This is a genomic window from Agromyces sp. ISL-38, from assembly GCF_018613935.1.
In the GTDB taxonomy this organism is placed as follows: domain Bacteria; phylum Actinomycetota; class Actinomycetes; order Actinomycetales; family Microbacteriaceae; genus Agromyces.
In genome coordinates this window covers 99,499-124,206 of record NZ_JAGGPF010000008.1, presented here as the reverse complement: position 1 = coordinate 124,206, position 24,708 = coordinate 99,499, and the positions used below count along the sequence as shown (strand labels likewise).

The window sequence follows — 24,708 nt, the reverse complement described above, 5'->3', positions numbered from 1 at the left end:
GATCAGCAGTTCGGCCGGCAGGCGCGCTGCGAGAGTGCGTCGACGAGCACGATGCCGAGGTCTTCGGGCTTGGATGCCGAGTACGCCGCACCCTTCGTCGCCTGTGCGATGCGCTGCATCGCGGCGAGGTCGGTGTCGGGTCCGAAGCCGATCATGATGACCGGCACCGGCTTCGTCGGGTCGTCGATCTTCGCGAGCTCGGCGAGCAGGGTGTCGAGATCGATGCCGTTCTCATCCTCGTTCTTGCCGTCGGTGATGAGCAGCACCGAGTTCACCTTCTCGGGGTCATACGCCTCGCGCACGCGCTGCACAGCGGCGAGCGTCGTGTCGTAGAGCCCGGTCGCACCACCGAGGCGAGCGGGCAGTGATTGGATGATGCCCGCGATCTCCTGCATATGCGCGGCATCCGCGAGTGGCGCGATGGGCGAGAGGTCCTCGTAGTCGAGGTCGCCGTTCCGAGCGGTCGAGAAGACCCACACGCCCATCTCCACTTCGCCGGAGAACTTCCCCATCGCCCCGACCGCTGCCTGCTGGAAGATGTCGATGCGGCGCAGGCCGTTCTCGGCGGGCTCCTCCATCGAGCCCGAGACGTCGATGACGGCGAGCATGCGGGAGCGCAGCGTGAGCACACCCCAGGCCCGAAGGATCTCGAGCTGCGCAGGGGCGTCGAGCGCTTGCTCGGCGGTGGGCGCCTCCGCACCGACGCCCGCGATCTCGAGCGAACCGCTGCCGTCGGGGGCACGGAATCCGGCCGTGGCGAGCTCGGCGCCGGATTCGCGTATGGCGGCTTCGAAGGCCCCGAGCAGCTCCGAGTGCGACGCGACGCCCGCATCCGCAGTGTCGGCCGAGCCACCTCCCGCCGCATCATCTCCGCTCGAAGCACTCGCGAGGAACACGAGTGGGTAGTCGAGGGCGACCGTGCCGTCGACCGGGTACGCGGCCACGAGCGGCTCGGCCGGGTCGCGGAGGTTGTAGGCGGCGACCTGGGCTTCGGTCGTGATCACCACGGCGGGTTGCTCGGTCGCGCCGAGTGCTCCGAATGCGGCGCTCGTCGACGCGGGAATCGACTTGCCGAGCTCGATCATGGCTCCCGCGAACTGGCGCGGATCGTCAGGAGAGGAATGCCCGCGCAGCGCGAGCAGGCCGGCAAGGCTCGCGGCGGATGCCTCGGGGTCGGGCAGGATCGTGGGCAGGGTGCCGCCTAGCACACGAGTCCACGTCACCGGCTCGGTCGCGAGATCGGTGGCCTTGGTGGCGGCGGCCGCGAACACGACGGGCGTGCTCGCGATGGACTCGCGCACGTCGACGTCGGGAGCGCTCTGCCCGAGCGAGGTCGCAGTGGCCGCCATGCGGTCGAGCCAGACGCTCGACTCGGGCACCCAGGCATCGGCCTTCGAGTTGCCGGAAGCGAGTACCGCAGCAGTGTCGGCCGAGTCCTGCGACTTCACCTTGGTGGCGACGCACTCCTCGGAGGCGGCGTCGAAGTCCTTCGCGATGCCGGCGAGCGCGGGCGCGATCGATGGGTCGGCCACGATGACGAGCTGTTCGGGATCGGTGCAACCCATGTCGGCCGCGGCGAACAGTGGGCTGAGGTATCCGCCGACCCAGAGGAAGACACCGGATCCGACGATTCCGACGACGGCGAGCGCCGCGATGATCGAAAGCACGAGTCTTCGACCCGGCCGCTTCGCGGCGGCCGAGATACTGTGACGCCCCACGGACACTCCAAGCCCAGCGGGCATCACGCCGCCGAATCCTTGTGAACGGGTCCCCCTTTCGGGGGAAGGATTTGAACAGTGTAGGCGACGGAACCAGAGAAGCGAACTTCGCTCAGGGGAACAGACGAGGCCGGGCGACCCCCTGTCGCCCGGCCACGTTCCCCAACCCTGCGAGACCCCCTATTCGTCGCGCAGGTGTCCTTGATGTCGTTGCGTCGTTCGACGGAATCGCGAAGCTCGTGCCTTCGACGCTAAGTCGAGGCCGAAGGGGCAACAAGGGCTTGACGATGCGGATGCCGCGCGCTATGCCGGTGGTCGTTTGGCAGGCATGTCAAGGGGGGTGATGGCCCATTCGCCCGCGTGCAAACATGAACTGATCCGGAACAGCAGCGGACTCATGGAACACTTCAGCAACCGAATCGAAGCCGGTCGTCGCCTCGCAGCGGCGCTCGCCGATCGCGAGTTCGAGGGGCCGGTGGTTGTACTCGGGCTTCCGCGCGGCGGCGTTCCCGTGGCAGCCGAGGTCGCCCGCGAACTCGGAGCACCGCTCGACGTGCTCGTCGTGCGCAAGCTCGGCGTGCCGGGCCAGCCCGAGGTCGCGATGGGGGCGATCGGCGAGCGTGAGGCGCGTGTGCTGAACGACGACATCGTCGACCATGGACGGGTCACCTCCGCCCAGCTCGCCTCCATCGAACAACGCGAGCGCGCCGAGCTCGAGTCGCGGGTCGCACGATTCCGCGGCGGTGCGGGCCCGATCGACCTCGAAGGGCGCACGGCGATCATCGTCGACGACGGGATCGCAACGGGAGCGACCGCGAAGGTCGCCTGCGCCGTGGCGCATGCGCAGGGCGCCGCGCACATCATCGTGGCGACCCCGGTCGGCGCGCCGGACAGCCTCGACGAACTGGCCGCACTGCCCGAGGTCGACGAAGTAGTGTGCCTCTCGGCGCCCCGCGGGTTCATGGCCGTCGGCATGCACTACGTCGACTTCCGCCAGACGACCGATGACGAGGTGACCAACCTGCTCGAGGCGTCGCGATCCACCGAATGAGCTGACGGCGCCCGCGCCCGTGGTTCCGAAGAGTGCGCTCGTGGCCTGCAGGCCGGATCACAACCGCCCGATGACGACCGTCGAGTCGGTTTCCTCCGAACGAACGATCCGCTCCTCGAGGCCGCCCGCGCGCACGATCGCTGCGGTCACCGGCGCTTGTTCCTCGCTCGTCTCGATCAGCAGGTGACCCCCGGGGGCGAGCCACAGGCCCGCGGATGCCGCGACGCGGCGATGCACGTCGAGGCCGTCGCCTCCCCCGTCGAGCGCCAGACGCGCTTCATGATCGTCGCTCGGCACGTAGGGCGCGTTGACGGCGAGCACGTCGACCCGCCCGCGGAGCCGCTCGGGCAGCGGATCGAAGAGATCACCTTCCACGACGAGCCCGCCTCGCGGCTCGAGGTTGCGGCGAGCCGCTCGGACGGCGGCAGGGTCGAGGTCGGCGGCGACGAGTTCGATCGGGCTGGCGGCATCCGCGATCGCCGCACCGATGGCCCCGGTGCCGCAGCACAGGTCGACGACGACAGGAAGTCCTCCCGAACGCGCCGCGACCTCGGACGCGAGCCGACCGGCCTCGGCGGCGAGGAACTCGGTGCGCCGGCGGGGCACGAACACGCCGGGCTCCACGTGGATGCGCAGGCCGGCGAACTCCGCCCAGCCCACGAGCTGCTCGAGCGGTTCGCCCGCGACTCGCCGCCTGACGAGCCGTTCGAGCTCGGCCGCGGCATCCGCTGCACCCGCACCCTCGCTCGCCTCGAGCAGCAGCCGTGCCTCGTCCTCGGCGAACACGCAACCGGCCGCACGCAAGCGGCGCACGACCGCCGCCTCGATGCGGGTATCAGTCACGGGGGGCATGCCTGCATCGTATCGGGGCGTGATCGGCGCGAGCCGTCTGCCTGGCGTCCGGGCGTGCCGTCTGCCTGGCGTCCCGGCGCATCCCGCGCTCCTAGGGTGGAGAGGTGACGAACGCGCGGCGAGCAGTGGTGGCCGGTTGGTCGGGATTCCTCGGGCGTCGCCTCGCCGAACACCTCCGCGACGAGGGGTACACGGTGACGCATCGGCCTCCCGGCCTTCCGGTGGATGCTCGAGCCCGCGATGTGGGCGCTTCGCACCGAGCCCGAGCTCGTGTTGAAGAGCCGCTGGGTGCTGCCCGAACGACTGGAGAAGGCCGGGTACGCGTTCCGCTGGCCGGATCTCGAGCCGGCGCTCCGCGACGTCATCGCGAACTGAGCCGGCGGCAACTGCTGACACGACCGCCGGGGCCGCGGATGCGCCGCAGCCCGCTATGCCTTAGAGTGCTCTTCATGCTGACCGCGTCGAACCAGAGCTGGTGGCCCGCCTCCTAGGCGGATCCACACGTTTCGACGTATGACGACCGCCCGAGGGCGGTCGTTTCGCGTTGTGCGGGCGGCCCGTCCCGGGCCTGACCGGAGATTCCCATGACGCGCCTGCTCGGCTCCCTCCTCGCCTCGAGCGATCCCGCCCCCTTCGCCGTGCTCCATCGCGAGCACGAACCGACCCTCGACGTGCTGGTCGGCGACATCGTCGACGTCGAGCTGCTCGCCGACATCCCGCTCGACGGCCGCGAGGTGCTCGCCCTCGTGCCGTTCCGCCAGGTGCGGGAGCGCGGATTCGCCGCGCACGACGACGGCGCACCGTTGCGCTGCCTCGTGGTGCGCGAGCGCGAGTCCATGCCGGTCGACGAGGCGATCACAATGCTGCCGCGGCATCCGGCCCCCATCGGCGAGCTCGGCGTCGACGTCAGCGACGACGACTATGCCACCCTCGTGCGACGAGTGATCGACGAGGAGATCGGCCGCGGCGAGGGCGCGAACTTCGTGATCCGCCGCGAGTTCACAGGGCAGTCGGATGCCGCACCGGCGGTGGCGGTGCTCGGTTGGCTGCGTGCGCTCCTCGAGCACGAGGCCGGCGCGTATTGGACGTTCGCCGTGCACACCCCGGGACTGTCGGCGGTCGGCGCGACGCCCGAGCGGCACGTGAGCTCGATCGGCGGCGTCGTGTCGATGAATCCGATCAGCGGCACCTTCCGCCACCCGGAGGGGGGACCGAGCGACGACGAGCTGCTCGGGTTCCTCGCCGATGTGAAGGAACGCGAGGAGCTCGTCATGGTGGTCGACGAGGAGCTCAAGATGATGAGCGCGGTCTGCCCCGACGGCGGGCGCATGCGCGGCCCGTACCTGAAGCGGATGTCGCGGCTCACCCACACCGAGTACCTCCTCGAAGGGCGTTCGAGCCTCGACCCGCGCGAGGTGCTGCGGCTCACGATGTTCGCTCCCACGGTCACCGGCTCGCCGATGGGCAACGCGTGCGCCGTGATCGCGCGGCACGAGACGACGCCGCGCGGGTATTACGCGGGCGTGCTCGCTCGATTCATGCCGACCGCAGCCGGCTACGACGTCGACGCGCCGATTCTCATCCGCACCGCGTACGTCGACGGGGGCGGTCGGGTGCGCGTGCCAGTCGGTGCGACCCTCGTTCGCCACTCGGAGCCGCTCGGCGAGGTCGCCGAGACGCATGCGAAAGCCGCCGGGGTGCTCACCGCCCTCGGTGCGCTCCCCCGGGCCGAGGGCAGCGTCGGTGCCGGGCCGTCGGTGTACGACAGCGCGCGCGTCGCTCCCGTGCTCGAGGCGCGCAACGAACACCTCGCCCCGTTCTGGCGCGCACCCCAGGCGGCGCGACCGCCGCGCCGTGCAAGCGCGCTCGTCATCGATTTCGGCGACGACTTCACCACGATGCTCGCGCACCAGTTGCGTCACCTCGGACTCACGACCCGCATCGTGCCGTGGCACGACGCGCCGCTCGCGGCATCCGACGACCTCGTCGTCTTCGGACCGGGTCCCGGCGATCCGCGGAACACCGACGACCCGCGGATCGCACGCCTTCGCGAGCTCGTCGCCGCGCGACTGGGAACGGGCGCCCCGACCCTCGCCGTGTGCCTCAGCCACCAGGTGCTCGCCGATCTCGCCGGGCTGCCCCTCGAGCCGCTGCCCGCGCCGCGCCAGGGCGTGCAGCTGCGGGTCGACGTGTTCGGCGAATCGGCCGCGGTCGGCTACTACAACACGTTCACCGCGATCGCCCCGAACGGCACCCTCACACCCCGGCTCGGCCTCGAGGTGGCATCGGATGCCGCGAGCGGCGTGGTGCACGCATTGCGCGGGCCGGCCGTGGCATCCGTGCAGGCGCACCTCGAGTCGGTGCTCTCGCCCGACGGGCTGGCGACGCTCGAGCGCCTGCTCGACGGCGTGCTGCCCACGGAAACAGGTGAAGCGACACCCCTCGTGAGTGCGGCCGTCGCCGGCTAACCCACTTCGCAACGTTTGGCAAGGCATTGCCCGCGACGCGACGGCCGCGGTTTGCTGGGGACGAACCGACCCGAGGAGGCGGATCACCGTGGAAACCAGCACCATCGTGTGGATCATCGTCGGAATCATCGTCGTCGTCGCGATCATCGTGTTCGCGTACTTCGCGACGTCCCGGCAGCGCCGCGAGGCGCAGGTCGAGTCGGAGCGACGGAAGGCGGCTGAGCTGCGTAAGAGCGCCTACGAGACCGATGTGGCCGCGCGCGAGCGCCAAGCCGATGCGGCACGCACCCAGGCGGCGGCCAAGCAGGCAGAGGCCGACGCGCTGAAGGCCCAGGTCGACGCCGAGCGGCTCGCGAGCGAGAGTGCGGCCCGTGAGTCCGACGCGGCGAATCTCCGCGCCGAGACCGACGAACAGTTGCGCAAGGCCGACGCGGTCGATCCGGATGTCGATCTCGACACCGACCGCGGACTCGACACCGACCGCGGCCGCATCGACACCGATCGCGACGTCGATGTGGACCGGAGCCGGACCGTCGGAGAACGTCGGACCGTCGACGAACCCGACCTCGACGCCGACGCCGACGGCGCTCCCGATCACGACACCGACACCGACACCGCCCCCGGGCGGCGCATCTAGACAGCGATGCGGGCGCCGACCAAACCACGGCGCCCGCAGCGTTCTCGCTCACCCGAACACGATCACCCGAATGCGCTCACCCGAGTGCGATCACCCGAGTGCGATCACCCGAGTGCGATCACCGCATCGAGGGTCGCCGCATCGATCGGGCGGTCGGCGAAGATCAACCGCTCGAGGTGGCCGGTGTCGCCCTCGTAGGCGGGAGCGTCGGCAGAGCGCCCGCGCCAGACGAGTTCGACGTCGAGGCGCTCGAGCACGCGCACCGACGCCGAATTGGTCGCGAGGACCCGAGCCGTGACGGGAATCGCGGGCTGAGCCCGGCGGGCTGCGTCGAGCGCAGCGGCCGCGGCTTCGGTGGCGAACCCGCGCCCCCATGCCTCGGGCGAGAACCGATAGCCGAGGTTCCATGCCTCGAACTCGAGCATCGCCGCGCCCGCGGACCCGAGGAACGAACCCGCGCTGAGCCCCTCGACGTCATCGCGCAGCACGACGGCGCAGTGGCTGAAGCCGAACCTGCCCTTGCTGTCGATCGAACGCCGAATCGCGCGCTCCGACTCCTCGCGTGAGGTGTGCCGCCCACTCGGCAAGTGGTGCCACGTGCGGGGATCGCTGTAGACGCGGTGGTACTCGTCGGCATCGTCGAGAGTGAGCGGGCGGAGCAGGAGCCGTTCAGTGCGCAGTTCGTCCATCATCGCACCAAGTCTTGCAGCGGCATCCGACACCGCGGTCTTCTGCTCGGCGGCTACTTGAGCAGGCGCGAGAGCACCCGGTCGGCGAGCGGCTTGCCGCCGGTCTGGCACGTCGGGCAGTACTGGAACGTCGAGTCGGCGAAGATCACTTCGCGCACGGTGTCGCCGCAGACCGGGCATGCCTCGCCGGTGCGACCGTGCACCTGCATCCTGGTGCGCTTCGAGTCTTTGAGCTCGTCGGGTGGCCTGCCGGATGCCGCTGCGATCGCATCGTCGAGGGTGTCGCGAAGTGCGTGGTAGAGCCGTTCGACCTCTTCGGGCTTGAGGGTCGCCGCGAGGGCGTACGGCGACATCCGTGCGTTGTGGAGGATCTCGTCGGAGTACGCGTTGCCGACGCCCGCGAACACCGATTGGTCACGCAGGAGGCCCTTGATGCGAGTGCGCTTGCCTGCGAGGATCGCCGCGAAGTCGTCGAGACTGAACTCGGGCGCGGTCGGGTCGGGCCCGAGACGAGCGATGCCGGGCACCTCTGCCGGGTCGCGCACGACGTGGACCGCGAGCGACTTCTTCGTGCCTGCCTCGGTGAGGTCGAATCCCGACCCGTCATCGAGTCGTACCCGCAGGGCGATCGGCGACTTCCCCGGCCTGATGAGGGTCTTCGGCACCTCGTCGTACCAGCGCAGCCAGCCGGCGCGGGCCAGGTGGAAGACGAGGTGCAACTCGCCGACGCGGAGATCGACGAACTTGCCGTACCGGAAGGCTCCATCGATCGTCTGCCCCACGAGTCCATTCAGCGGCGGGTCGAAGGTCTTCAGCGCCGATATCGCAGCGACGGTCGCCGACGTGACGGCATGTCCGACCGCGCGCTCGCGGAGAAATCCCACGAGCGCGTCGACCTCCGGCAACTCGGGCACGCTGCCATGTTCTCACCGACTCCTGACTTCGTCACCCGAGCGAGCGACTGCCGCGACGAGAATTCCCAGCCACAGACCACCGAATCGCCGTATGCTGTCCCCTGCCGGCTCGTGAGGGCCCGAGGTGTCGACGAAGACGTTGGTGCCCTGTCGACTCCATGAACCCGGCTGCGAACCCCGGCGCACACAGCGTGCTGTACCCCCCAGGGGCACGATTCGAGTGCCTCGATCCCCGCCGGGGTTCGTCACCAAGGTTTGCGATTGCGCGAATCGAGGCCACGATGTCGCCGACCAGGTCACGGATGCCCGGCGTCATCGCGCTCTTCGCGGCCGCCGCGGCTGCGCTTACCGGGTGCATCGCAGGCCCGCCGTCGCCGACGTCGCTGCCGCCGCTGCCATCGCTGCCGCCGCTGCCGCAGAGCGACGAACCCGTGTCGCTGGATCCCGCGGACTTCACGACCGAGATCGACAACCCGTACTGGCCGATGGAGCCCGGCACCCGTTGGACCTACGTCGAGCAGGATCCCGAGGGCGGAGATGTGACGGTGGAGGTCACCGTCACGTCCGAGACGAAGAAGATCGCGAACGGCGTCGAGGCACGCGTCGTCCGCGACACCGTCACCCGCGACGGCGAGATCCTCGAGGACACCTTCGACTGGTACGCCCAGGATGCCGCGGGCACGATCTGGTACCTCGGCGAGGACACGGCCGAGTTCGAGGCCGGCGAGATCGTCTCGCGGGAGGGCTCGTTCGAGGCCGGCGTCGACAACGCGCTGCCGGGCGTCGCCCTGCCCGCGGATCCCCGACCGGGCATGTCGTACCGGCAGGAGTTCCTCGCCGGCGAGGCCGAGGACCACGGTGCGGTCCTGAGCGTCGACGAACTCGTCGAGGTCCCGTACGGCCGATTCGACAGTGCCCTCCTCACACGCGATACGAACGCGCTCGAACCGGATGCCGCGGAGCTGAAGTTCTACGCGCCCGGTGTCGGCCCCGTGCTGACGCTCGACGTCTCCGGCGGCAACGGACGTGAAGAGCTCATCAGCGTCACCACGGTGCCCGACGGCGCGGGAACGGGCCCACTGGGTTCGCCCGACTGATCAGACGCCGACGCGGTATCGGCCGGTCACTTCGACGCGCGGGCCAGGCCATACGATCGCAACGTGGACCCGAACCTGGCGCGGCGCATGCTGCGCATTCATCCTGACAGCCCGCTCACGGTCGAACTCATCGAGGGCGCCTACGCGGGCGAGACCTTGTTGCGACATCCCTCGCTGTATCCGGATGCCATGGGGCGACGCCTAGCCGAGGAGTGGGCCCAATCGCTTGCCGCCGCACGGAACCAACTCCTCGCCGAGGCGTCGACTCCCCTGTCGCGCCGCACGGATGCCACGGGGGCACCGACCTCGGCGAGGCGCAGGATGTCGGGCGGTGCGATCGCCGGCATCGTCGCCGGCGGGGTCGCGCTCCTGGCGCTCATCACGTTCGCCGTCATCGGCGCGGCGAACTTTGCGACGCAGGCCACCGCCGAGGGCGCGGTGCAGCTCGAGTCGGAGCCACCGGATGCGCCGGCCGAACGGTACCGCAAGACCCCCGTCGCCGACGTGGAGCGGTACTCCGCCGGCGAGACGATGTTCGTGTTCCCCGCGGCCCTCGAGGTCTACAACGACGGACTCCACAGTGTCGACTGCTCCGCCGAGTACCCGAGGGGCTGCTGGCAGATGGCCCTCCTCACTGAGGCGGATTGCAAGGCCATGCGCATCCAGCTCGGCTTCTCGAGCTACGCAACCAGCAGTCGGCTGCCCGGTCACGTCGAGACGATCACGAAGGAAGACGTGCTCGCCAATGAGCCGACCATCGTCGTCTTCGGCAACGACGAGATGGACTACGGCTGGATCAACCAAGTCACGTGCCTCGACCGGTGAAGTGAGCGCGGCGGGGGCCAGCGAGCCAGCGGCCCTAGCTGCAGTATTCGGAGTCGATTGCCGACGTTGCCCGAACGACGATCGTGTCGACCACGCCGCCCTCCCCGAAGCCGAAGTTCACCCAGTTGCCGTCTTCGCCCTGCAACGAATACTGCGTGCGGCCTGGCCGAGCTTGCACCGCGGAGACTCCAGGATGAGCCGCCACGAGCTCGTTCACTGTGGCACCGATACCGATGCCGGCGCTCGTACGAGGGGAATTCGCGGCGACTTCCGCGACCCTGCCCCATGCTTGAATCACGATCTGCTGCACGGTTCCTGTGTCGAAGGGGTCGGGAAGCCAGATGCTGGGATATCCCGCCTTCTCGAACGCGGGCACCCATGGGCAGGCTTCGGGCGACTCAGCGAAGGCCGTCATCGACGATCTGGCCTCAGCGAGCCCGGCTCCGAGGGCCAGCGGGCCGACCCTGGAAGACTCGATGATCCACGAGCTGGGCTCATCGACCGGCTCGGGTTCCGGTGTAGGCGTGGGCGTCGGCGTTGCAGTTGGAACCGGCGATGGCGACGGCGTGGAAGAGGCTACCGCGCCGCCCGGTTCCTGAATCGGCTGGTTCCCTGCACAACCCGACACGGCGAGGCAGGCGGCGGAGATCGTCGCGATGATGAGCAGCCGGCGACCGGCGGATGTATCCACGATGGTTCAGCCAATCTGTTGTAGGGAACGTCAGGCGAGTATACGAGCGCGGAGGCCTGCGAGGCGTTGCGGACACGGCAGGTGTTCGCCTTCTGCGTTCGCCTCCGCGTCAGACCGTGTCGCTTGCAGGCCGCACCGCGGCGGGTATGCTCGCTGTGGCCATCGCCTCGAGCGCATCGGCCGAGCGTTCGGTGGCCGCCGCGATTCGGCGCAGTGCCGCGATGGCGCTGATTCCGGCGAGCACGACGAGCACGATCAGGGCCAGCGAGAGCAGTTCCATGAGGCGACGCTACCGCGTTCGAAATCCGCGCGTCGAGGATCTTCCGCAACGACGATCGACCGATGGTGCGCCCGCTGTGGTCTCCCCCCAGCTCGGGTGACATGCGCGGGGAATGCGTGGGGGCGTGATTCACTCGTGTCCGCTCGAGGCCGTACGATCACGCTGTGGACTTGAACATGGCGCGGCAGATCCTGCGCATCTCCCCCGACACGCCCCTTACCGCCCAGCTCATCGAGACCGCCCACGCGAGCGAGTCCTGGGCGCGGCATCCGTCACGATATCCCGATGCTGCGGGGCGCCACCAGGCCGAGGAGTGGAGCACCAAGCTCGATGAGGCTCGTGCTTCGCTGCTCGCAAGTGACGCCACGACAACGGTCCCGCCCGCCGCCGCCGAGACCGCGCGAGCGCCGCGCCGCGGACTCCGGCCCTGGGCGATCACGGGGATCGTAGCCGGCGTCGCCGTGTTCGTGGCGCTCATCACGTTCGGAGCGTTCGGTGCCGCTGGTCTCATCACCGAGACGATGTCCGCTGCCACTGACGCTCTCGAGGCCGGGGAGAACGCGGCATCCGAGGATTCGATCGACTCGGCAGACTCGGAAACGACCGAGTTGGCCGACGTCGAGCGCTATTTCTCGGGTGAGACCCTCTACTCGTTCCCCGCCGCACTCGAGATCTACAACGACGGGCGCTACGACGTCGAGTGCTCATTCGACTTCGCCTACGGATGCTGGGAGATGGCGTTGTTCACGGAGTCGGACTGCACCGCCATGCAGGTCGAGCTCGTCTTCTCGAACGACCCCGACGCATTCGAACCGGAGCACACGCAGACGATCGACGTGGCCGACGTACTCGGCAACGAGGCCACGGTCGTGGTCTTCGGCAACGACGGCTACGACTTCGGCTGGATCAACGACGTGATGTGCCTCGACGCCGTGAGCTGAGGCGTTCTTCGTCGCCGAGCCAGTAGGTCATTCGAACAGCGGCGAGAGGAATCGCCGCTCGTAGCGGCGGATGCATTTCGTCTCGACTGCGAATCGGTACACCTCGATGCATTCGGGGTCTTCAGCTGCCGCCAACCGGTACTTCTCGTACTCGGCGAGCGACGGGAACGTGAACAGCGCGAATGCCTCGTCGCTGTCGCCTTCGCTCGGTAGGAAGTACCCGTGGTGCACACCGCCGAGCCTGTTGACCAAACGGATCCACCGCCGTCCGTACTCATGGAAATCTGCGAGCTTCTCAGCATCGATCTCGTAGCGGAGGTGCACGGTAATCACGGTATACAACTCGATTCGTCTTGGTGCTTCGGGGTCACGTTGGTGCTATGGAGCGCGGCGCAACTGCTCACAATACGGGTACGGAACCGGGTCCCTTGGCCGGACTCGCTGACCCGCGTCGCGCGTACTCCTGGCTGTCACGTGCTCAATCACCGTTTCGCTTGGCGGCACGATTCGTCCCAACAGCAGCAGCACGTGGGCTCGACACCAGCTATGCCGGTCGCACAAAGATCGCGGCGTACGTGCGCTTCGCGGCGCGGGTCCAGCGCCGTGGCCACAGCAGATGGGAGCAGGTGAACGCGAAGACCAGCCAACCCGTCAGGAGCAGCCACCCGTTCGGCTCGAAGACGACGAACTCCTGCTCAAACGGCTCCTCGACTCGTCGCGGTGTGCCCATGATGAAGGCGACGACGATGAGCCCCAGCCCGACCAGGGTGCCGGCAAGCATGACCTCGCCATTGGCGCGCCACCAGCGTCGGAGCACGGGAAGGAGCCGCAGAGAAAGGCCGATGATGATCATCAAAGCGGTCGTGATCACGGCTGCCAGCACGCTCCAGAACGCCCAGCCGACCATGGAGAGCATGTCCTCGTAGGGCTGATCGGAGGCGAGGATGATGACGAAGGCGCAGGTTCCGAGCGCTGCGATCGAGAAGATCGTCTGCCCCGCAACAACTGTAATCTCACGCGCCAAGACCAGGAACGGGCGCGCGCGCTCGTTCAAGCGCGCCGTTCTCAACAGCGACGTCACAGTTCGACTCCTTCAATTCAACCGGCAAGCATCCCCGGCGGACCGAGGCTACCGCCGCGACGAGAGGCGGAGCCCGCCAGCCCGCTCACGCACTGTCGTGTTCAGCATCACTGTCGATCCATGCAGTCCCTCTGAGGTCGCAACCGAGGCGGGCCGTGTCCGCCAAGAGGGACGCCGATATCACGAAGCCCCCCTGGCTGCTGTCGGAATCCCCCGACCACCAGATGACGGTGTCGCAATTCCTTCGGAGTTCGGCAAGCGCGTCGGGGCGTGATCGGCGAAGACATCCACGAGCGTCCGTAGCGAGCTGAAGCCGGTCTGGTCGTCGGTATCACCGCTCGACCCATCCGGATGGTAGATCCACACCGAGCGCTGGTAGGTGAGGTACTGCGGCTTGAGAGGCCGGCCGGCGAGCCCCGCCCGAGTGGGCGCACCCTTTTCGTGGGACTCCGTCGGCTCGATGCCGAGGACTTCGGTTACCTCCTGAGCGGTGCGCGACTCGCTGTACACGCAGAGGCTCGATCGGTTGTATCGGATCATGGGCATCACTCAGCCGGCGAATGGATCGGTGCGGCGGTCGATGCCTGCCCAACGCCCTTGCATGTGGCGCGGCTCACCCCGCTCGACTTCGGCATACGTCGGATTGTATTGGTGGTTGGAGGCCTCACCCTCGCGCCCACTGGGCTGGCCCGACTGATCGCGATCGGCGACAGTTGGCGAGGCTTTCGCGGGGGAATGACGATGAAGCGTCTCAGACCGCCGCACGCCGTAGACAGAACGAAAGGCCTCGGCGTCTGTCGACTCGTCGGGGCCTTTCTATGCCGGAGTTTCCTCCGGTGGTGAAGATCATCATACGCCGGTTGGCGTGCATTGCAAGAGGTTCGTGACGATTACTCAGACCCCGAAATTGAGAGAAGACTGCAGCGACAGGATCAGCTGTGCAGCCTCGGCATTCGGGATGCCGAGCACCACCGAGGTCAGGTCGATGACGTCGGATGCCTCGTCGGGCCGATCAACCAGCTGCATCATCTGGCGCCGCCACCTTGCCGAGAAGCCGAACGACATCACGTAGTTCATCCGCTCGTACGACCGCGACATTCGATCGAAGAGGCCGCGGACGTAGCGGGGGTCGTAGATGCCCGATGCTTCGGCCGCCGTGGATCGTGCGCTGGCGGCATCCGTCATGAGGCCACTACTGAGAACGGCACGCGACGCCGACGTCGCCCGTCGCGAACGTCGTCGCTCCGGGCTCGACGCTACCAGCGACGTACCCTAGGCGGGTTCCTCCAGTCGGAAGCCGACCTTCATCGTCACCTGCACGTGCGCAACGCCACCATCCGCGACCTCGCCCCGCACCGAGACGACCTCGAACCAGTCGACGTGTCTCAGCGTTGAGGACGCCCGAGCGATGCCGTTGCGGATGGCCGTGTCGACACCGTCGGGCGACGTGCCCACGATCTCGGTGACCCGATAGGTGTGGTTGCTCATCGCGCTCTCCCCTCGGCTGCCGCTCCAGTACGCCGGCCTGGGTCCGACGCTACCGCGCGCAGCGAGCGGAGCGAAGGTCTCTTCGTCAGTACGCGACAATCGCCTCATGGCGGGCTTGCACTGACGTCCGCACCAGTCGCCCGCAACCGTTCGAGGGCGCGAGCAAACTGCGTCGAGTCCGGTCCCAGCACATCGGCGACGCGATGTTGCATCTCCTCCTCGAGGATGACGTTGCCGTCCATGAGCATCGCGTGCCCCCGCGGGGTGAGTTCGATCAGCGAGGACCGGCGGTCGCCGGGATTCTCAGACCGCCGACACCATCCCAGCCGTTCGATCCGATCGACCGACTTGCTGGCGCCACCCACACTGATCTGCAGGGCCGCCGCGATGTCCTGCACGCGGCACGGGCCCTGCGCGGCGATGACACGCATCGGCAGGAGCGAGATCAGGAGCATGTCCAGCTCAGACCTGAGCCGTTGGTCGACCGCGGCGAACAGGTCCATTTGGAGGTTGACGATTTCCTGAAACAGGTCGCCCAGGTCGACAGGCTCAACCATTTACATTCCTAGGAATAATAATCTTGGGCAACATGTTGGCATCGTACATGACGACAGACTCCCTCTCCGCCCGCGCCGAGCTCATCGGCCGGCAACGGCAGTACTTCGACCGCGTCCTCGGCGCTCGTCCCGTCCCAAGCGACATCCGACTCAGGCCGACGGATCTGGGCGGCGTTCCCGCGCTCGAGATCACCAGCACACGAGCGGCGCCGCAGGTGCCGATGTTGTGGCTTCACGGCGGCGGCTACGTCGCCGGCTCACCTCGATCGGCGTTGCCGCCGGCGGCCGAGCTCGCTCGTGTCGCCCGGGTGCGTCTTCTTTCCGTGGACTACCGGCTGGCTCCCGAGCACCCGTTCCCGGCCGCGGCGGTCGACGCACTGACCGCATACCGGGCGTTCGCCACCGAGGTCGGCGCCGCCCCGTTCGCGGTAGGAGGCGAATCGGCGGGCGGCGGTCTGGCGCTCGCCCTGCTGGTCGCTGCCCGTGACGCGGGCCTCCCTCTCCCAGATGCTGCGGTGGTCTTCTCACCCCTCGTTGATCTCACAATGTCGGGCGACAGCATGGCGACGAAGGCCTCGGTCGACCCGATACTGACCCGCGCCGCCCTCAAGGCGAGCGTCAGGTCCTACCTGGGCACCGCTCCTCCGACACGCCCCGGCGCCAGCCCCCTGTTCGCGGACCTCAGAGGCTTGCCGCCCCTGCTCGTCCAAGTCGGCTCGTCCGAGATCCTGCTGGATGACGCGGTTAGATTCGCAGCACGGGCAGCTGCTGCTGATGTCGCCATCGAACTCCAGGTGCAACCAGAAATGACTCACGTCTACCAGGCCCGCGGACCGGATGTTCCGAGTGCCGCGGAGTCGTTACGACTCGCTTCGAACTTCCTCCAACGACGGCTCGGGACGTCGGCGTAGTCGTGCAAGTCCGGCCGCATGGGAACGTCTCCGGAGGGCTCGTCAATGGCCCTTTCAGGACCGATCGACTGGTCGCCATCGAACTTCACGCGCATACCCCAATACCGCGGTCTGGGCATCGCGGCGGTGCCCTAGACCGCCGCAAATGGGCGCCCGCGAACCAGGTTGACGACTGCGCGGAAGCTCATTCCCGACGCCCAGGAACCCGCACATCGAGAGCGTCCGACTAGATTTCTTGCGGACTCGGTGCGGACTGGGGAGCGCCTGTAACCCCGTGACGTGCGGAAACGCGCTGGATCACACGTTGAACCGGAACTCCACCACGTCGCCGTCTTGCATGACGTAGTCCTTGCCCTCCATGCGGGCCTTGCCCTTCGCGCGGGCCTCGGCGACCGAGCCGGTCGCGACGAGGTCGGCGAACGAGATGACCTCGGCCTTGATGAAGCCGCGCTCGAAGTCGGTGTGGATGACGCCGGCAGCCTGCGGGGCCTTCCAGCCCTTGTGGATCGTCCACGCGCGGGACTCCTTGGGGCCGGCCGTGAGGTAGGTCTGCAAGCCGAGGGTGTTGAAGCCGATGCGGGCGAGCTGGTTGAGGCCCGACTCCTCCTGGCCGGTCGAGGCGAGCAGCTCGGCAGCGTCATCGGGGTCGAGATCCATGAGCTCCGACTCGATCTTCGCGTCGAGGAAGACCGCTTCGGCGGGCGCCACGAGCACTGCGAGCTCGGCCTTGCGAGCGGCATCCGTCAGCACCGCCTCGTCGACGTTGAACACATAGATGAAGGGCTTCGCGGTGAGGAGGCCGAGTTCTTTGATGGGTTCGAGGTCGACGGATGCCGCGGAGAGCGGCGTGCCCTTCTGCAGCAGCTCCTGAGCCTCCTTCGCCGTCGCGAGCACCGAGGGATCGAGCTTCTTGCCCTTGACCTCCTTCTCAAACCGCGGGATGGCGCGCTCGAGCGTCTCGAGGTCGGCGAGCATGAGCTCGGCGTTGATCGTTTCGAGGTCGGCCTTGGGGTCGACGGCGCCCTCGACGTGCACGACGTCGTCGTCGGTGAAGCCGCGCACGACCTGGGCGATCGCGTCGGCCTCGCGGATGTTGGCGAGGAACTTGTTGCCGAGCCCCTCCCCCTCGGACGCGCCGCGCACGATGCCCGCGATGTCGACGAACGAGACGGCGGCAGGCAGGATGCGCTCAGAGCCGAAGATGCCGGCGAGCGTCTCGAGTCGTGGGTCGGGCAGGCTCACCACGCCGATGTTCGGTTCGATCGTCGCGAAGGGGTAGTTCGCCGCGAGCACCTGGTTCTTGGTGAGCGCGTTGAACAGGGTGGACTTGCCGACGTTGGGCAGGCCGACGATGCCGATAGTGAGAGCCACGGGGGTCTATCGTACCGGCCCGGACTTGGAGACATCCGCCGCCGGCTCCTTCGCCCGGCGCACGCGCACGGTAAGGTACACGCCGGCGATCACGAGGATGCCGCCGATCGCAGCGGCCGGTTCGAGCGTCGCGCCGAACGCCAGCGCGATGATGACCGTGAACACCGGAAGCAGGTTGAGGAAGACGCCCGCTCTCGCCGGTCCGACCTTCGACGTGCCGATGTTCCAGAGCGCGTACCCGGCAATCGACGGGAAGACCACGATGTAGGCGAGCCCCAGCATGCCGCCGGGCTCTGTCGGCAGGCTCACCCCGGCGAGCGCCACGAGCGGGAGCATCGTCACGACCGCGAACACGGCCTGCACGGCGGTCGCCGTGATCGCCGGGGTGCGCAGGCGCCGTGAGATGAGGGAGTAGAAGGTCCAGGCGAGCACCGAACCGATGACGAACAGGTCGCCGGCACTGAAGCCCTGGGCGACGAGTGCACCGAAGTCGCCTCCCGTGAGCACGATCGTCACGCCCACGAATGCGACGACGATGCCGACGACCTGCACTCGGTTCAGCCGCTCGTGCAGCAGGATCGCCGCGGCGAGCGCGATCGTCGCCGGATTGATAGCGCTGATGACCGAGGCCTTCACGGCACCCGAGAGCACGAGGGCGGCGTAGATCAGCAGGGTGTAGCCGGTGAGACCGAGCAGCGACTGCACGAGGTGCAGCTTCCACTCGCGCAACGCGAGACGCCAATCGGGCCGCTCGATCACCCAAGCGATGAGCAGAAGTGGAACGGCGGCGAACACCCATCGGAAGAACGTGAGCGAGATCGGCGTGATCTCATGCGTGACCATCTCGCCGAACACGAAGTTGCCGGCCCAGAACAGGTTGGCGAGCGCCAGGTAGACGTAGACCCGGCCGTTTCTCACGCGGTCAAGGCTACGCGTCGCCGCCGACTCCCTCGTCGCTGCCGGACTTGTCGCTGCCGCCCCCGCCGCTCTCGCCGTCTTCGCCGCCGCCGAGGCGTGCGCGGAAGCAGCGAGTGATGTAGGGCACGTCGAGTTCGTCGGCGCCGGCGACATCGGGATGCGTCGTGAGCAGTGTCTCGAGCGCGGCGATCGTGGTCGCCTGCGCGGCCGCCGGGGCAGTGATGAAGTAGCTGCGCGAGCGCACGAGGTCGAGGAAGCGCGCTCGCGACATCCGCTCGGTCCATTCGACGGCGTGCTCCTCGATCATGCCGAACGGCGGGCCGATCTGCACGTAGCTCTCGAAGGTCGAGCTCGCGTCGTGCCGCTCGTGCATGATCTCGCCCGCTTGGCGCAGCCAGTCGGCACGGATGTCGCGACTGTTCCAGACGAGGCCGAGCACGCCGCCCGGGCGCAGCACGCGCGCGATCTCGGGCACCGCCCGATCGGGCTGGAACCAGTGCCACGCCTGCCCGGCCACGACGGCGTCGACGGAGTCGTTCTCGATCGGGATGTCCTCCGCCGTGCCGAGGATGCGCGGAACGCCCGGAACCGCCACCTCGAGCTCCTCGAGCATCTCCTCGACCGGGTCGACGGCGATCACCTCGCGGTCGAGTGCCACGAGCGCCTCGCTGAGCTTGCCCGTGCCGGCGCCGAGATCGAGCACCCGAACGGCATCGCCGATGAGCCAGGCGATCGCCTCGACCGGGTAGCCCGGCCGCGAGTGGTGGTAGACGGATGCCGCTGCGCCGAACGAGCGGGCGGTGTGCTGCATCGCGGGGTCGCCCGGGTCGACGACGAGCCCGGACTCCTGGGCATCGAGCATCGGATCCTCCTCGGCTGCGGGCGCGCGGTCTCGAGGCCATTCCACGCCCGCGCGGGTGCATCCGTCAACCGTCAGATCGCACGCTCGGAGTCGCCGTCGCTTGCTGGTGCACGGCGAGTCGCGGCTTGGTTCGCGACCCGCCCGGTCGCCGCGCGGGCTCGTGTCGCGGGTGCGTGCAACGATGACTGCGTGCCAGTGGACTTCACCGCGATCGACTTCGAGACCGCCAATTCGTCGAGCGCGTCAGCCTGCTCGGTCGGCATCGTGAAAGTGCGCGAGGGTCGCGTCGTCGATCGCGAGCACTGGTACATCCGGCCCTCGTTCCCGCACAACGACTTCTCCGAGTGGAACATCCGCATCCACGGCATCACGCCCGGGATGGTGGCGGATGCCCCCGGCTGGGCTGTGCACCTGCCCGCGCTCCGCGAGTTCGCGGGCGACGACGTGCTCGTCGCGCACAACGCCGGCTTCGACATGGGCGTGATCGCCAAGACCTCGGTCGCGGTGGGCCTCGAGGTGCCCGACTTCCGCTACCTCTGCAGCCTGCAGGTCGCGCGCAAGACCTATCACCTCGACTCCTACCGGCTTCCCGTTGCGGCGATGGCCGCCGGGTTCGAGGACTTCTCCCACCACGACGCCCTCGCCGACGCCGAGGCGTGCGCGGCGATCGTCGTGCACGCTGCCAAGCGTCACGAGGCCGACGACCTCGAGCGGCTCGCGCACATCACCAGGGTGAAGCTCGGCTCGATCGGCCCCGTCGCCACGCGTGAGGACGCCGCCGTGCACGGTCCGATGGCGCTGCAGTAGCACCCCGGCGGTCGAGGAGCGCCGCGCCGATCGGGCCGCCCCCGAGCGCGTCGCGCATCGAGACCCTCCGTGCATTCTGATCAGCGATGTCTGCGGCCCCTGCGACACTGTCCACATGGACCCGATCATCTCGCTCCTCCTCGGCATCGTCGTCGGTGCGGCACTCGGCGCGCTCGGCGCGGCGCTCGTGCTGCAGTCGCGAGCAGCCCGCGCTCCCAAGGGCGACGATCCGGCGGTGATCGAGGCGCGGCAGCAGGCGGCGCTCGCCGAGCAGAAGGCGTCGGATGCCGCGGTGCAGTCGATCCTGCGAGAAGAGCTCGCATCGGCGCAGGCGACGGCCGAGGCGCTTCGCGAGCAGATCGTGCAGGCCCAGCAGCAGTACCGCGAAGCGGTCGAACAGCACCGTGCCGAGCAGCAGGCGCGCGAGGCCCGCGACGCGGCCGAGAGCCGGGTGCTGCAGGCATTGGCGCCTGTCAAGCAGTCCCTCAGCGAGATGAAGACGAAGGTCACCGACCTCGAGCAGCAGCGCAGCGTCCAGCACGGCGAGCTCGCCCAGCAGTTGAAGTCCGCCGCAGAGTCAGAAGAGCGGCTTCGCTCAACGGCCGAGTCGCTCGCCTCGGCGCTCCGCTCCAACAGCACCCGCGGCGTGTGGGGCGAGACCCAGCTGCGCAGCGTCGTCGAGGCGGCTGGGCTGCTCGAGCGGGTCGACTTCGACGTGCAGTCGAGCATCTCGAGCGATTCCGGAGCCGGGCGCCCCGACATGGTCGTGCGCCTGCCGGGCGGCAAGTCCATCGCAGTCGACGCCAAGGTGCCCTTCAACGCCTACCTCGAGGCCAGCCAGATCCCCGCGACGGCGAGCGGGGCCGATGCCGCGCGGCGCACCGAATTCCTCAAGCAGCACGTCGCCGCGGTGCGGGCGCACATCACCGCCCTCGGCGCGAAGGGCTACTGGAACGGACTCGACGCCTCCCCCGAGCTCGTCATCGCGTTCATCCCGAGTGAGTCGCTCGTCTCCGCCGCGATGGAGGCCGACCCGAGCATCATGGAGTTCGCCTTCTCGAAGCGCGTCGCGCTCGCCTCACCGGTGACGCTGTGGTCGGTGCTGAAGACGGTCGCGTTCTCGTGGCAGCAAGACGTGCTGACGAACGAGGCGAAGACGCTCTTCGACCTCAGCCGCCAGCTGTACACCCGCCTCTCGACGACGGCCGGCCACATCGAGAAGCTCGGTCGCACGATCGAGCGCAGCGTGAAGGACTACAACACCTTCGTGGGCTCGCTCGAGCGGCAGGTGCTCCCCACCGCCCGCAAGCTCGCGGCACTCGACGAGTCGAAGGTGCTCGCTCCGCTCGAGGGAATCGAGGAGGCGCCCCGCGAGCTCACGGCGTACGAACTCGTCGCCGGCACCGGTGCCGACCTCGACCCCGAGCTGCGGCGCCAGCTCGACGTCCCCGACGAGACGCGCCGGTAGTCGTTCCCGGGCCGGTTGAAGCTCAGCCGACGAGCACGCTGACGACGTTCCCGGCCGGGTCCTTGAACCACGCGATATCCGGACCCATGCCGCTCTCCGAGCCGCGCGCGATGCCGCGCTCGTCAGTGCCGAAGTCGTCGGGCGACGTGTAGATCTTCGTCACGACGCCGGCCGCGTTCAGTTCGTCGACGGCGGTGTCGATGTCGTCGACCACGAGGTTCAGCACCGTGAAACTCGCGGGCTCATGGTTCGGCTTCGGATAGACGAAGACCGCCTGGCCCGATGGAAGCGTCAGCCGAAGCGCCCCGGCCTCCCGCTCATCGTCGACGGGGAGTCCAAGTTTCGTACCGTAGAACTCGCGAGCCGCGCCGATGTCATCGACGCTGAATCCGGTGAATGCATCTCGAAACGTGACCATCGTGGGCTCCTTCGCAGCGTTGCCATCCAGACTCCCACGGCCCCGACTCGAGGTCGAGAGGGGTTCACGCCTTCACAGCGCCGCTCACGCCGATTGGCGTCGATGACGGCGCTAACCGGCCTCGGGCTCGACACGAGGCGCAGCGTCACGACGCGGCGCGGCTTCGGGACGAGGCGACGCCTCATCGACCGGCAACTCGAGCCCCGCGGCCGCCTCGGCACCGGTGACGGTCGCCGGGTGCATCTCGGCGTCGAGCGGGTGCGCGAGCTCGTCTTTGCCGAGCCGTGCCAACGCGAGGGTCGCCAAGGCGAGGAGGGGCGGAACCAAGCCGGCGATGAGGAATGCGGGCATGAGGCCGATCGCCTCACCCACCGGGCCGGCGACCGCCATCGAGACGGGCATGAGCGCGAGCGAGACGAAGAAGTCGAGGCTCGAAACCCGGCCGAGCATCGCGGGAGGCACCCGCCGTTGCAGCAGCGTGCCCCACAGCACTTGCGCAGCCGAGAAGAGGAACCCCACGAGGAAGAGCGCGATGGTCATGACCCACAGCAGGCTCGTCGCGCCGATGATCGCGAGCGGCACGCAGCCGAACCCCCACGCGAGGATCATGAGCGTGAGATACCTTCGCGGCACGCGGATCGACGCGACCGCGAGCGACCCGACGGCACCGCCCACACCGAACGCGGCGAGCGCCAAGGCGAACGCCCCGGCGCCGCCCCCGGTCTGGTCTTTCACCGCGAACGGCAGCAGCACTTCGATCGGCCCCATGATGAGGAAGACGAGCACGATCGCGAACACGAGCGTCGCGAGCAGCCACTTCGTCTGCAGCAGGTAGACGAACCCGCCGCGAAGGTCGATGAAGGTCTGCCGGAACGGATGCACCGTAATCTCGTCGAGATCGCGGCGCACGGCGGTCATGCGCATCATCCGCAGCACCCCGGCCGCAATGAGCTGCAACCCGGCGACGACCGCGAACGCGAGCGCCGGCGACTGCACCGCGATGAGTGCGCTCGCGAGTGCCGGCCCGGCGGCGTTCATGACCGATGGGCGCAGCACGCCCTCGACGCCGTTGGCGGCGAGCAGCTGCTCGCCCGGCAGGATCGCCGGAAGCCATGCCGAGTACGCAGGGTAGAAGAAGCCGTCGGCGACGCCGAGCACGAACGCGATCACGGCGATGTGCCAGACCTCGATGATGCCGCCGAAGGCCAGCGCGGCCGCGACAGCGAAGCCCGCGCCTCGCACGACCTCGACCGAGAAGAGGATGCGCCGCTGGGGGATGCGGTCGGCCGCGACACCGCCGAACAGCACCGCGAGCACGAGCCCGAGACTCGAGCCGACCGCAACGAAGGACAGGTCGACGGGACTGCCGCCCAGCTCCACGACCTGCCACACGGCGGCGACGATCCAGGCGCCGGCGCTCAGCAGTGACGAGGCGAGCGCGACGATGAGGAGCCGGTACTGGCCCGACGCGAAGGGTCGGAGCGCGCGCGGCAGACGAGTGACCTGGCTCATCCCCCCATCCTCACGCTCCCCTCGGACATTCGGCTGGTCGGCCGGATCTCAGCTCACAGATCGCGCTCGTCGAGCCACTTCTCGGCGAGGTGGTCTGCCGAGATGCGCCGCACGGTGCCCGAGGTGCCGCGCAACACGATGCTCTCGGTGCGGATGATCGGCCCCTTGCGCTTCACTCCGTCGACGAGGCCGCCATCGGTCACGCCGGTCGCGACGAAGAACGTGTTGTCGCTGCGCACCATGTCGTCGAGCTCGAGCACGGCGTCGCAATCGAGTCCGGCGGCTTCGGCACGCGCGCGCTCCGCGTCGTCCTTCGGCGCGAGCCGGCCCTGCATGAACCCGCCGAGCGCCTTGAGCGCACACGCCGTGGTGATGCCTTCGGGGCTGCCGCCGATGCCGACGCAGAGGTCGATGCGCGACTCGTAGCGAGCGGCGTTGATGCCGCCGGCCACGTCGCCGTCGAGCATGAGCCGCGTTCCGGCGCCGGCCTCGCGGATCTCGGCGATGAGCTGCTCGTGCCTCGGCCGGTCGAGCACCGCGACGCGAAGCTCACCGACGTCTTTGCCCTTCGCGGCCGCGAGCGCGCGGAGGTTCTCGCCGATCGGCTTGCGGATGTCGAGCAATCCGATGCCTTCGGGGCCGGCCACGATCTTGTCCATGTAGAACACCGAGGAGGCGTCGAGCATCGTGCCACGGTCGGAGACGGCGATGACCGAGATGGCGTTCTGCCGGCCCGCCGCCGTGAGCGACGTTCCGTCGATGGGGTCGACGGCGATGTCGCACTCCGGGCCGCGGCCGTTGCCGACCCGCTCGCCGTTGAAGAGCATCGGTGCGGCATCCTTCTCGCCCTCGCCGATCACGACGACGCCGTCGAAGTTGACCGTGCCGAGGAACGCGCGCATCGCGTCGACCGCGGCTCCGTCGGCGCCGAGCTTGTCGCCGCGCCCGATCCACGGGTACGCACGGATCGCCGCGGCCTCCGTGGCACGCACGAGTTCGAGTGCGATGTTGCGATCGGGGTGCAGGTGCTGGCTGGTCGTTTCGAAGCTCACCATCGAGGGTCCTCCCGGACGCTGTGCGCGGTTCCGTCGCTCGGAACCGTCGTCGAGCGCTCGCGCCCGCCTCTCCAGCCTAGGCACAGGGCTCGCGCAT

General features: G+C 68.6%; 26 protein-coding genes and 1 pseudogene. 10 read left to right on the top strand and 17 right to left on the bottom strand.

Features of this window, described 5'->3' with window-relative positions:
* Positions 1–2: 2 nt before the first annotated feature.
* Positions 3–1,718 carry a VWA domain-containing protein gene (locus tag J7E25_RS18295; RefSeq protein WP_214869291.1) on the bottom strand — a complete coding sequence of 572 codons (1,716 nt, stop codon included), beginning with the start codon at positions 1,716–1,718 and terminating at the stop codon, positions 3–5.
* Between the two features lie 397 nt (positions 1,719–2,115).
* On the opposite strand from J7E25_RS18295, the gene J7E25_RS07170 reads away from it, so the two are divergent.
* Positions 2,116–2,769, top strand: a complete 654-nt coding sequence (locus tag J7E25_RS07170; protein ID WP_214869289.1) for a phosphoribosyltransferase — start codon at positions 2,116–2,118, stop codon at positions 2,767–2,769.
* A 57-nt stretch (positions 2,770–2,826) separates the two neighbouring features.
* Here J7E25_RS07170 and J7E25_RS07165 read toward each other — a convergent pair whose 3' ends face one another.
* On the bottom strand, positions 2,827–3,621 hold the full coding sequence (locus tag J7E25_RS07165) for a putative protein N(5)-glutamine methyltransferase (protein ID WP_214869287.1): 795 nt from the start codon (positions 3,619–3,621) through the stop codon (positions 2,827–2,829).
* Between the two features lie 201 nt (positions 3,622–3,822).
* Here J7E25_RS07165 and J7E25_RS07160 point away from each other — a divergent pair.
* The 3 genes and pseudogenes from J7E25_RS07160 to J7E25_RS07150 form a co-directional block, all read left to right on the top strand.
* Positions 3,823–3,996 (top strand): annotated as a pseudogene (locus tag J7E25_RS07160) (DUF1731 domain-containing protein); the annotation flags it as partial.
* Between the two features lie 209 nt (positions 3,997–4,205).
* Positions 4,206–6,089 carry an anthranilate synthase family protein gene (locus J7E25_RS07155; RefSeq protein ID WP_214869282.1) on the top strand — a complete coding sequence of 628 codons (1,884 nt, stop codon included), beginning with the start codon at positions 4,206–4,208 and terminating at the stop codon, positions 6,087–6,089.
* Positions 6,090–6,177: 88 nt separating this feature from the next.
* A complete protein-coding gene (locus J7E25_RS07150; protein WP_214869281.1) occupies positions 6,178–6,726 on the top strand; it encodes a hypothetical protein in 549 nt (182 codons plus the stop codon).
* Between the two features lie 104 nt (positions 6,727–6,830).
* Here the strand turns inward: J7E25_RS07150 and J7E25_RS07145 are convergent, their stop codons facing one another.
* Both J7E25_RS07145 and J7E25_RS07140 read right to left on the bottom strand, forming a co-directional pair.
* Complete coding sequence (locus J7E25_RS07145; RefSeq protein ID WP_214869279.1) at positions 6,831–7,418, bottom strand: GNAT family N-acetyltransferase; 588 nt, start codon at positions 7,416–7,418, stop codon at positions 6,831–6,833.
* A gap of 50 nt (positions 7,419–7,468) precedes the next feature.
* On the bottom strand, positions 7,469–8,329 hold the full coding sequence (locus J7E25_RS07140; RefSeq protein ID WP_214869277.1) for an Fpg/Nei family DNA glycosylase: 861 nt from the start codon (positions 8,327–8,329) through the stop codon (positions 7,469–7,471).
* Positions 8,330–8,631: 302 nt separating this feature from the next.
* On the opposite strand from J7E25_RS07140, the gene J7E25_RS07135 reads away from it, so the two are divergent.
* Entirely contained in the window at positions 8,632–9,426 is a 795-nt protein-coding gene (locus J7E25_RS07135; RefSeq protein WP_214869275.1) for a hypothetical protein, read from the top strand.
* Positions 9,427–9,489: 63 nt separating this feature from the next.
* Positions 9,490–10,251 (top strand): hypothetical protein, encoded by a 762-nt coding sequence (locus J7E25_RS07130; RefSeq protein ID WP_214869273.1) that lies wholly within the window; start codon positions 9,490–9,492, stop codon positions 10,249–10,251.
* A gap of 34 nt (positions 10,252–10,285) precedes the next feature.
* Here J7E25_RS07130 and J7E25_RS07125 read toward each other — a convergent pair whose 3' ends face one another.
* Positions 10,286–10,666, bottom strand: coding sequence for a hypothetical protein (locus tag J7E25_RS07125; protein ID WP_214869271.1), 381 nt, complete (start codon positions 10,664–10,666; stop codon positions 10,286–10,288).
* Between the two features lie 385 nt (positions 10,667–11,051).
* On the bottom strand, positions 11,052–11,222 hold the full coding sequence (locus J7E25_RS07120; protein WP_214869269.1) for a hypothetical protein: 171 nt from the start codon (positions 11,220–11,222) through the stop codon (positions 11,052–11,054).
* Between the two features lie 164 nt (positions 11,223–11,386).
* Here J7E25_RS07120 and J7E25_RS07115 point away from each other — a divergent pair, with 164 nt between their 5' ends.
* Positions 11,387–12,163, top strand: coding sequence for a hypothetical protein (locus tag J7E25_RS07115; RefSeq protein ID WP_214869264.1), 777 nt, complete (start codon positions 11,387–11,389; stop codon positions 12,161–12,163).
* A gap of 27 nt (positions 12,164–12,190) precedes the next feature.
* Here the strand turns inward: J7E25_RS07115 and J7E25_RS07110 are convergent, their stop codons facing one another.
* The 5 genes from J7E25_RS07110 to J7E25_RS07085 form a co-directional block, all read right to left on the bottom strand.
* Positions 12,191–12,496 (bottom strand): NIPSNAP family protein, encoded by a 306-nt coding sequence (locus tag J7E25_RS07110; RefSeq protein ID WP_214869263.1) that lies wholly within the window; start codon positions 12,494–12,496, stop codon positions 12,191–12,193.
* Positions 12,497–12,707: 211 nt separating this feature from the next.
* Positions 12,708–13,244, bottom strand: coding sequence for a hypothetical protein (locus tag J7E25_RS07105; RefSeq protein WP_214869262.1), 537 nt, complete (start codon positions 13,242–13,244; stop codon positions 12,708–12,710).
* Positions 13,245–14,138: 894 nt separating this feature from the next.
* Complete coding sequence (locus J7E25_RS07095) at positions 14,139–14,429, bottom strand: class I SAM-dependent methyltransferase (RefSeq protein ID WP_214869260.1); 291 nt, start codon at positions 14,427–14,429, stop codon at positions 14,139–14,141.
* An 87-nt stretch (positions 14,430–14,516) separates the two neighbouring features.
* Positions 14,517–14,732: a dodecin gene (locus tag J7E25_RS07090; protein ID WP_214869257.1), complete on the bottom strand. Its 216-nt coding sequence runs from the start codon at positions 14,730–14,732 to the stop codon at positions 14,517–14,519.
* 104 nt (positions 14,733–14,836) lie between these two features.
* Positions 14,837–15,289: a MarR family winged helix-turn-helix transcriptional regulator gene (locus J7E25_RS07085; protein WP_214869256.1), complete on the bottom strand. Its 453-nt coding sequence runs from the start codon at positions 15,287–15,289 to the stop codon at positions 14,837–14,839.
* Positions 15,290–15,336: 47 nt separating this feature from the next.
* Here J7E25_RS07085 and J7E25_RS07080 point away from each other — a divergent pair, with 47 nt between their 5' ends.
* Positions 15,337–16,200 (top strand): alpha/beta hydrolase fold domain-containing protein, encoded by an 864-nt coding sequence (locus J7E25_RS07080; RefSeq protein WP_214869254.1) that lies wholly within the window; start codon positions 15,337–15,339, stop codon positions 16,198–16,200.
* 297 nt (positions 16,201–16,497) lie between these two features.
* Here the strand turns inward: J7E25_RS07080 and ychF are convergent, their stop codons facing one another.
* The 3 genes from ychF to J7E25_RS07065 are packed head-to-tail and all read right to left on the bottom strand — an operon-like array spanning position 16,498 to position 19,351.
* Entirely contained in the window at positions 16,498–17,571 is a 1,074-nt protein-coding gene (gene ychF, locus J7E25_RS07075) for a redox-regulated ATPase YchF (protein ID WP_214869252.1), read from the bottom strand.
* 6 nt (positions 17,572–17,577) lie between these two features.
* Positions 17,578–18,489, bottom strand: coding sequence for a DMT family transporter (locus tag J7E25_RS07070; RefSeq protein WP_214869250.1), 912 nt, complete (start codon positions 18,487–18,489; stop codon positions 17,578–17,580).
* Between the two features lie 10 nt (positions 18,490–18,499).
* The gene (locus tag J7E25_RS07065; protein WP_214869248.1) at positions 18,500–19,351 is read right to left on the bottom strand and encodes a class I SAM-dependent methyltransferase; all 852 of its coding nucleotides are present in this window, start codon (positions 19,349–19,351) and stop codon (positions 18,500–18,502) included.
* 189 nt (positions 19,352–19,540) lie between these two features.
* Between J7E25_RS07065 and J7E25_RS07060 the strand changes: the two genes are divergently transcribed.
* Both J7E25_RS07060 and rmuC read left to right on the top strand, forming a co-directional pair.
* A complete protein-coding gene (locus tag J7E25_RS07060; protein WP_214869246.1) occupies positions 19,541–20,158 on the top strand; it encodes an exonuclease domain-containing protein in 618 nt (205 codons plus the stop codon).
* 115 nt (positions 20,159–20,273) lie between these two features.
* Positions 20,274–21,626 (top strand): DNA recombination protein RmuC, encoded by a 1,353-nt coding sequence (gene rmuC / locus J7E25_RS07055; RefSeq protein WP_214869244.1) that lies wholly within the window; start codon positions 20,274–20,276, stop codon positions 21,624–21,626.
* 22 nt (positions 21,627–21,648) lie between these two features.
* Here rmuC and J7E25_RS07050 read toward each other — a convergent pair whose 3' ends face one another.
* From J7E25_RS07050 to glpX, 3 genes are all read right to left on the bottom strand, one after another.
* On the bottom strand, positions 21,649–22,044 hold the full coding sequence (locus tag J7E25_RS07050) for a VOC family protein (RefSeq protein WP_214869242.1): 396 nt from the start codon (positions 22,042–22,044) through the stop codon (positions 21,649–21,651).
* Between the two features lie 111 nt (positions 22,045–22,155).
* On the bottom strand, positions 22,156–23,556 hold the full coding sequence (locus J7E25_RS07045) for an MFS transporter (protein WP_214869240.1): 1,401 nt from the start codon (positions 23,554–23,556) through the stop codon (positions 22,156–22,158).
* A gap of 53 nt (positions 23,557–23,609) precedes the next feature.
* Positions 23,610–24,611 carry a class II fructose-bisphosphatase gene (glpX, locus tag J7E25_RS07040; protein WP_214869239.1) on the bottom strand — a complete coding sequence of 334 codons (1,002 nt, stop codon included), beginning with the start codon at positions 24,609–24,611 and terminating at the stop codon, positions 23,610–23,612.
* Positions 24,612–24,708 lie beyond the last annotated feature (97 nt).

What these genes read in the sequence shown, in the direction of transcription:
- J7E25_RS07165 (WP_214869287.1), bottom strand. Translation starts at nt 3,621, where the DNA reads ATGCCCCCCGTGACTGATACCCGCATCGAGGCGGCGGTCGTGCGCCGC.
- J7E25_RS07090 (WP_214869257.1), bottom strand. Translation starts at nt 14,732, where the DNA reads ATGAGCAACCACACCTATCGGGTCACCGAGATCGTGGGCACGTCGCCC.
- rmuC (WP_214869244.1), top strand. Translation starts at nt 20,274, where the DNA reads ATGGACCCGATCATCTCGCTCCTCCTCGGCATCGTCGTCGGTGCGGCA.
- glpX (WP_214869239.1), bottom strand. Translation starts at nt 24,611, where the DNA reads ATGGTGAGCTTCGAAACGACCAGCCAGCACCTGCACCCCGATCGCAAC.
- J7E25_RS07080 (WP_214869254.1), top strand. Translation starts at nt 15,337, where the DNA reads ATGACGACAGACTCCCTCTCCGCCCGCGCCGAGCTCATCGGCCGGCAA.
- J7E25_RS07155 (WP_214869282.1), top strand. Translation starts at nt 4,206, where the DNA reads ATGACGCGCCTGCTCGGCTCCCTCCTCGCCTCGAGCGATCCCGCCCCC.
- J7E25_RS07170 (WP_214869289.1), top strand. Translation starts at nt 2,116, where the DNA reads ATGGAACACTTCAGCAACCGAATCGAAGCCGGTCGTCGCCTCGCAGCG.
- J7E25_RS07135 (WP_214869275.1), top strand. Translation starts at nt 8,632, where the DNA reads ATGCCCGGCGTCATCGCGCTCTTCGCGGCCGCCGCGGCTGCGCTTACC.
- J7E25_RS07050 (WP_214869242.1), bottom strand. Translation starts at nt 22,044, where the DNA reads ATGGTCACGTTTCGAGATGCATTCACCGGATTCAGCGTCGATGACATC.
- J7E25_RS07120 (WP_214869269.1), bottom strand. Translation starts at nt 11,222, where the DNA reads ATGGAACTGCTCTCGCTGGCCCTGATCGTGCTCGTCGTGCTCGCCGGA.
- J7E25_RS07065 (WP_214869248.1), bottom strand. Translation starts at nt 19,351, where the DNA reads ATGCTCGATGCCCAGGAGTCCGGGCTCGTCGTCGACCCGGGCGACCCC.
- J7E25_RS07085 (WP_214869256.1), bottom strand. Translation starts at nt 15,289, where the DNA reads ATGGTTGAGCCTGTCGACCTGGGCGACCTGTTTCAGGAAATCGTCAAC.
- J7E25_RS07145 (WP_214869279.1), bottom strand. Translation starts at nt 7,418, where the DNA reads ATGATGGACGAACTGCGCACTGAACGGCTCCTGCTCCGCCCGCTCACT.
- J7E25_RS07045 (WP_214869240.1), bottom strand. Translation starts at nt 23,556, where the DNA reads ATGAGCCAGGTCACTCGTCTGCCGCGCGCGCTCCGACCCTTCGCGTCG.
- J7E25_RS07095 (WP_214869260.1), bottom strand. Translation starts at nt 14,429, where the DNA reads ATGACGGATGCCGCCAGCGCACGATCCACGGCGGCCGAAGCATCGGGC.
- J7E25_RS07125 (WP_214869271.1), bottom strand. Translation starts at nt 10,666, where the DNA reads ATGACGGCCTTCGCTGAGTCGCCCGAAGCCTGCCCATGGGTGCCCGCG.